Source organism: Pararhodospirillum oryzae (assembly GCF_007992075.1).
GTDB lineage: Bacteria > Pseudomonadota > Alphaproteobacteria > Rhodospirillales > Rhodospirillaceae > Pararhodospirillum > Pararhodospirillum oryzae.
In genome coordinates, this window is record NZ_BJZO01000161.1 from 1 (window position 1) to 2,272 (window position 2,272).

The 2,272-nt window shown below is 66.0% G+C and carries 2 protein-coding genes; both read right to left on the bottom strand.

The window, feature by feature from the left end; genetic code table 11:
• Window positions 1-79 precede the first annotated feature (79 nt).
• Window positions 80-454: a response regulator gene (locus ROR02_RS16205; RefSeq protein ID WP_147165079.1), complete on the bottom strand. Its 375-nt coding sequence runs from the start codon at window positions 452-454 to the stop codon at window positions 80-82.
• Window positions 455-594: 140 nt separating this feature from the next.
• A partial coding sequence (locus ROR02_RS16210; protein ID WP_147165080.1) for a hybrid sensor histidine kinase/response regulator occupies window positions 595-2,272 on the bottom strand: 1,678 nt, incomplete at its 5' end.

Here is a 2,272-nt window from a genome sequence, read left to right on the forward strand (position 1 = left end):
TGCGCTTTCGGCAGACTCCGGGCGCGAAACAAGACCGGGCGCGATGCCGGTCGGCCTCTCGCCGGAAGGCTTCGGGGTGTTAGCGGCCGGCCTGGGTGAGAACACGGGTCAGTACCCCGGGCAAGGTTTCCTCCAAGGTCGGATCCTTGAGCAGGCAGGCGTCAAGGCGGGGTTCGCTCTGGTGCAGCACCCGGGGATCATCCCCGGTCAGCAGGACAAAGGGAATCATCACCGCCTGATCGCGCAGGGTTTGAAACAGCTCGATGCCTGAAATCATCGGCATGTGCATGTCGGAGACGATCAGGGCAACGGGGGCCTCGGCGGGAGCGTCGTCCAGCGCTTCCATGGCTTCCATGGCGTTGGTCGCAAGGACAACCTCGTAGCCGGCATCCTCCAGAACAGCCCCGGTCAACTCTCCGGCGAGGGCGTCGTCGTCAACCACAAGAATTTTCATCCCTTCCCCCATTCCGTGTGCAGTCCGGCCGTGTTCGGTCTGGAATCCGTCTGTTGCGCGTTGAAACGGTCAGACTCCAGATTATTTTGTTTGAGTTTGTCGTTTCTGAAACGGTGGTGCTTCCTTTTTCGGGTCTCACTCTAGGCGAGCAGGCTGTTGAGCGTTTCCAGAAGATTCCCCTGTTCGAAATCTCCTTTCACGATATAGGCATCCGCCCCGACCTGGATACCCCGACGTTTATCTTCCTCTTTTTCCCGCGAGGTGATGATGATAATGGGCGTGGTGGCGTAGCGCGGGTCACGACGCAAGGTCGCGGTCAAGGTGAACCCGTCCATCGCCGGCATTTCGACATCGGTCAGAACAGCGTCAAAGGGTTCGGCCAGGGCCTTGTCCAGCCCGTCGCGTCCGTCCTCGGCCAAGGTGACGACATAGCCGTGGGCTTCCAGCACGTCGCGCTCGATTTCCCGCGTGTTCAGCGAATCGTCAACGACCAGGACCCGCAGCCGTGCCGCCGGGCCTTCGGATGCTGCCTCGTCCTGGCCCGGGAACACGCGCGCGCGCGCCGCCCTTTCCAGCAGGGCCGGCACATGCAGCACGCTGACCAGGATGTTGCGCCCGGTCATGACCATGCCCGCGACCAGGGGCAGGGCCCGCAAGGGCGCGGGCACGGGCTTCAGAACCATGTCCCCTTCGTCGATCAGGGCATCAACCCGAAGGGCCAGCTTTTCCTGACGGGCCCGGACCACCACCAGCAGCACGTCCGCGTCTGGCCGTCGGGGCGGCACCGGGCGGTCCAGCAGATCGGCCAGGTCGGCGACGGGAACGAATTCGTTCTGGACCACCACGGCTTCGCGTTCAGCCACGCACAGCAGGCGCTCCACCGGGACCTTGAGCAGCTGGACCACCGTCTGGGCCGTGAAGGCAAAGGGTTCCCCGCCTGCCTCCACCAGCAAGATCCGCATCACCGCCAGCGACAGCGGCAGACGCATGGAAAAGGTCGTGCCCTGGCCGGGGCGGGTTTCCACCTCCAGGCTGCCTTGCAGGTCGTCGACCACCGCCCGCTTGACCACATCCATGCCCACGCCCCGCCCCGACACATCGGTGATCAAGGCGCTGGTGCTGAAGCCCGGGCGAAAGATCAGGTCCACCACCTCGGCCTCGGGCAGCGCCGCCGCCTGCTCGGGGGTCATCATCGCCTTGCGTACCGCCTTGGCGCGGATGGCCTCCAGGGCCAGGCCCCGGCCATCGTCGTGCAGGTCGATGACCACGAAGCCGCCATCCTGACGGGCCGACAAGGTCAGCGTGCCATGGGGCGGCTTGCCGGCCCTGACGCGCTCGGCCGGGGGCTCGATGCCGTGATCCACGGCGTTGCGCAGCAAATGCACGATGGGATCGCTCAGGCGATCGATCAACTGTCGGTCCAGCTCGATTTCCATGCCCGAGGTCTGGGTGTTCACGTCCTTGCCCAGCGAGCGGGCGAGGTCCCGGGCCAGACGGGCCGCCGGCTCGAACACAATGGCCAGCGGCAGCATGCGCATGACCAGGGCGCGGGCGTGCAGGTCGCGCATCAGCAGGTCTTGCGCGAACACGTCGTCGCGCAGATCGCGGGCGAAGCCTTGCATCATGGCCCGGGCCCGCGCGTCCAGGCCAAGGTCGCGTTCCAGGGCGTGGAGATCGGCAAGGCGCTGGTGCAAGCGCGCGTGGCTGGAAACAACCTCGCCCATGAGCTTGATCAGGTCGTCCAGGCGCGGCAGGGCGACCCGCACCGTTTCCGCCGTCTTCAGGCGAATGTCGGGGGGCGGGGCGGGGGCGGGGGCC